This is a genomic window from Nostoc sp. 'Peltigera membranacea cyanobiont' 232 (genome assembly GCF_002245985.1).
Classification (GTDB): Bacteria; Cyanobacteriota; Cyanobacteriia; order Cyanobacteriales; family Nostocaceae; genus Nostoc.
Map to the genome: position 1 here is coordinate 1 of NZ_NOLK01000301.1, position 4,259 is coordinate 4,259.

Genomic DNA, 4,259 nt, shown 5'->3' on the forward strand with positions numbered 1-4,259 from the left:
ATAGGCATCGCAGTACTGATCTACCACGGTGATCGTGGAGGTAGCCGTTCTTGAACCCAATTAAATACCCTTGCTAAGTTAAACTCTTAGTAACTAATTATACTCTCATGAGAGTAATAAAAGAGCGATAATCAATAAAAAAGCTCCTAGTTGGTCTAAAACTAGGAGCTTCGTTTATTCATTGCTTGATAATTGCAGTATATATATTTTTAATGATTTATCTCATCTACTTTAAGAATTAAGCTAAGTTTGAAAGCCTAATATTAATTTGATAAGGTGAAGGAGTAAATGGCTTGTAGCTGCGACCAATGTAAAAAAGTCATCAATCGCCATCATGCCAGGAAATACCGCAATTGATAGTTAAAAATGTGGCACACATCGCCCTCATGCGAAAGTTCATCCACCCCATAGTTTTTAGTTGTCACATACTGGCATCTACCAGAGGAAAGCCTGTTAAACCTTCAAGCCATGCATGAAATAGTTCTTGTTTTTCTGGTGGCAAGTTTAGGGGTGTATACCATTCATCAAATTCTGGATAACGATTTTTGTAAGCTATTTCTGGGTAAAAATAAAGGCGTTGTGTAAAACTATCGTGCCAGCGTAGACGGTCACGAAAAGCTTTTAATGAAAATTCTGCCTTGGGTTGATTTGTAAGTTCTGCTGCCCTTGCCTTAGTCTCTTGGTAAACAATGCGAGTTGAAATTGTACCAAAAGTCAGATGTGGTGATAAATGCGATGTTGCACCAAGCTGTGCTAACCAAGGGCGTGAAAGTTTCCAGTGATAGCCATTAAATCTACTTTTCATAAATGAATTTAATGTAGCTTGTGCCTGTGTTTCTCCACCAATAAAATATACCTGTTCTGTTTGCAAAAAAGCACGATATTTATGTTTGAGTTCAGAAAATGTAATTTGAGGTACGTTTAGAAAAAGTGATGGAGTGTTGACATTAGTGGGAGTTGGGGAAACAGATTGTCTTTGATATGTGTAATATTCGTTAAACCACTGCTCACGTTTATCTTGTGATTGCAAAAAGTTATTTAGTCCCAGATGATATTCGAGATTTAATACTTGATATAAATTAACTATACTTTTATCTCGGCTAATACCATACTCAACTTGTACATCACGATTTAAGTAGAGTTTGGGTCTATGTCCCTGCTGTGTTAATTGTTGAGTTAATTCTTGTATAATCTCTACAGCATTACCTTCAAATAATATTAAGTTACTACCTAATTTTTGTAGATTGCTATCTAGATTTTCTAAAGACTCAAACAAAAACCGCACCCGTGCTTTACCGACATCAACCCATTGATAAAACCAAGGGTCAATAATGAAGAATGGTAAAACGGCGGCATTATTGGCAGACGCTAAGGTGACAATTTCGTTGTCAGTCAAACGTAAATCTCGACGAAACCACAGAAGGTGCATAACTCAATTTTCTATATCAACTTAATAATACAATCGTACTATCTAATTTTAATGGTGGAACTAAAACTATGACCTACGCCTACAGCATGGATGATGCGGTGCAGGTAGCCAATCAGGCGGCTACTGACGTTGAGGCGTGGTTGTGGGGAAAGTCAGAAACAAGGAGCGTTGTTAATGTTGAGGATGACCCAGACTACCAGCGCCGCGATAAGCTGTTGCGTATTTAATTTGTATATGCGATGCGGGCAAGATGCCCGCACTACAATAATTTTACGTTTTCGTACTATACAATTTAGATGCACATCAGCTTATTGACCTCATCTGGACAACGCACAGTAGCGAAATTTTGATTGAGATTAAGGGCGATAGGTGGAATAAAACTCGTAACTTGTTCTTCGAGACGCATAGCAACCTAGAGAAGGGAACCCCCGCCTGCTTCATGTACACTGAGGCGGATTGGCTATTTTACTACTTTGTCAATACTCGCCAACTGTACAAGCTACCGATGCCAAAAACGCGGGAGTGGTTTTTGATTACTATGAAACGGTTTCGGGAGCGATCGACTACCACACCCGTAGGAAGTAGCTATTACACCACTGTGGGGCGGCTTGTGCCGATTACTACGGTCATGTTGGAAGTGGCGGGGATTAAGATGGAGCATCTGTAGAGGGCGATAGCATCTATTCAAGCAAACGCGAGTAGCGTCTCGAAGAGAGGAAAACCCAAGCGATATAGAACCTTGAACCAGAGCGAACGTATATTATACGCCCCATCAATACAACACACCAGAAGAAGAAGCACGACTATTGTATGTTGCAATGACACGGGCAATTGAGCAGTTGATCATGACCTGCGATCGCTCTTCAGAATTTACTAATCGTCTTGAGTCAGCATTAGGTAAAGTAGTTTGATTAGCGATCGCCTATAATGTCGGTCTTAGAGCATCTCTACAAAATGAATAAAACCTAATCATAGCCTGCGTTCCTTGCTGTGACTATATTTTTAAAATTTGAGACTTTTTAGAAAATTGTGATTTTAATGCTGCATCATAAAATCAATGCAAGAACCCTTTATTCTTAACTAATTTGCGGAATGTGGGTTATACAAACTGTAATTACTTGAGGACTTAACTCAAATACATAAGATTTTATTATGGCAACACTAATAAACGCATATAATTCTGACATTTCTCTAAAGACTCCAAGTTTAAAATATACAAAAAATGTAGTAGAGCAAACTGATGCTGTTTTAATTTCAAAACGTGAATGGGCTGAAAATAATACTACTACTACATATTGTAAATATCAATATTGGAAAATATTAAATTTTTCAAAAGGAACTAAAGGTATAGGAAAAACTTTCACTTTTAGCTATAAAGTAGGTGTTCAAAAAACTACAATGATTGAAACAGCTAAAAATTTAGGTATAAAAATAGGTAGGGAAAAATTAGGGGATTTTTTTAATGCAGAATTAAGTAAAAAATTACAAACAAGTATTAGCATTACAGAAGAATATACACATACGCAAGAATCAAATATAAGTCAAACTAATAAGGACTGGATCTGGGCTATATGGCAATTAGTTGAGAATTATCAAATTTCCATAGTAAGAGACGAAAATTTTATTGATAAAATTGCAAATAGAGTAGTAGATACAATAGATTCAAGTCCTGCTATGGTAGCACTTAGTATAAATAACAAAAAGGTTTTAAGTACTGTCGCTAGTGCTGTCATTCATCAGATAAATGAGTTGAATAATACTTTCCAAAAAAATGAAAAAAAATCTAATGTAATATCAATTGTTAATTTGACTCAAAACACACATGAAGCTTTAGATTACGATAATTATTGAAAATAAATAAACATTAATTAAGGGTTTGTTGGTCAAGTAGGTGTGATGGCTGTGGTGTTCTCGTTACTATTGCCCCCATTCAAGCGAACGCGCAAAGCGTCTCTTAGAGAGGAAAACTTATGAGCGATCGCTCTCCTTCATTCCCCCCCCCTTAAAATGATTATCATTATTGTTGATGGAATAGTTTATTTTCTGGAAGTCCCTTAGCTGAAATCTTCCACCCCGATAAGGTAAAAGATAGCCAGACACAGACAGATCATACAGAAATCAATCAATCAATCAATCAATCAATCAATCAATCAATCAATCAATCAATCAATCAATCAATCAATCAATCAATCAATCAATCAATCAAGCCTACCAAGAAGGTGATTTGGCAAGACTTCTAGAAATTGAGCGACTTCACCAAGTGGGAGAAACTATTGATCCTAATAGCGAAGATGATTTAACTCGAAAATGTCGAACTATAGAACAGCAAAACCAAATTCTTCTGACTCAGTATGAAAACTTGAAACGGGAACTGCGTTTAGCAAAAAATACTCCAGAAGGAACTATGGTTTCTGATTCTCGCAAAGCTGCTAAAAAAGGCATTGAATCTATGGCTATTATGGTAGAAACAATAGACAATCAAATTAACGTTGTTTCTCAGATTCGGGATTTTGTCAAAGACTTTAAAGAACAGAAGATCACTATCAAAGAATTTATTGGTGGCCCCCCAACTCTGCACTCCTTAGACGAGGAAATTATGTCAGATATTCTTGAGCAGATGTTGTCAGAATTAATGAGATAGTAGTTGATTTTTATTAAAAATCAATGAAGTCCATCGTTTTAACAAGTCTCAACAAGATGCCTTATAGCGGTATGCATTTGAATGAGATACGAACTTGTGTACTATAGGTTTGATTTACTGAATTTAAGAGTTACTTGGAAGACTTGATACTGGTTCTACGTATTCAGTGATGCAATAGCAACAATGAGT

General features: G+C 36.4%; 3 protein-coding genes and 3 pseudogenes. 5 read left to right on the forward strand and 1 reads right to left on the reverse strand.

The features are described 5' to 3' along the window. Positions 1 to 322: 322 nt before the first annotated feature. Positions 323 to 1,429 (reverse strand): annotated as a pseudogene (locus CDG79_RS39385) (FAD-binding domain-containing protein). A gap of 68 nt (positions 1,430 to 1,497) precedes the next feature. Here CDG79_RS39385 and CDG79_RS43200 point away from each other — a divergent pair. The 5 genes and pseudogenes from CDG79_RS43200 to CDG79_RS39400 form a co-directional block, all read left to right on the forward strand. Beyond that, the gene (locus CDG79_RS43200; RefSeq protein ID WP_189525304.1) at positions 1,498 to 1,656 is read left to right on the forward strand and encodes a hypothetical protein; all 159 of its coding nucleotides are present in this window, start codon (positions 1,498 to 1,500) and stop codon (positions 1,654 to 1,656) included. Between the two features lie 119 nt (positions 1,657 to 1,775). Then, on the forward strand, positions 1,776 to 2,096 hold the full coding sequence (locus tag CDG79_RS39390) for a hypothetical protein (RefSeq protein WP_223278642.1): 321 nt from the start codon (positions 1,776 to 1,778) through the stop codon (positions 2,094 to 2,096). A 121-nt stretch (positions 2,097 to 2,217) separates the two neighbouring features. Then, positions 2,218 to 2,340: pseudogene (locus CDG79_RS41850) on the forward strand (3'-5' exonuclease); the annotation flags it as partial. A gap of 241 nt (positions 2,341 to 2,581) precedes the next feature. Continuing rightward, the gene (locus CDG79_RS39395) at positions 2,582 to 3,280 is read left to right on the forward strand and encodes a hypothetical protein (protein ID WP_094346900.1); all 699 of its coding nucleotides are present in this window, start codon (positions 2,582 to 2,584) and stop codon (positions 3,278 to 3,280) included. A gap of 203 nt (positions 3,281 to 3,483) precedes the next feature. Continuing rightward, positions 3,484 to 4,070, forward strand: a pseudogene (locus CDG79_RS39400) (hypothetical protein); the annotation flags it as partial. Positions 4,071 to 4,259: the final 189 nt, after the last annotated feature.

Bases quoted from the DNA above. Each gene is read 5' to 3' on its own strand.
- CDG79_RS43200 (WP_189525304.1), top strand. From the start codon at position 1,498: ATGACCTACGCCTACAGCATGGATGATGCGGTGCAGGTAGCCAATCAG.
- CDG79_RS39395 (WP_094346900.1), top strand. From the start codon at position 2,582: ATGGCAACACTAATAAACGCATATAATTCTGACATTTCTCTAAAGACT.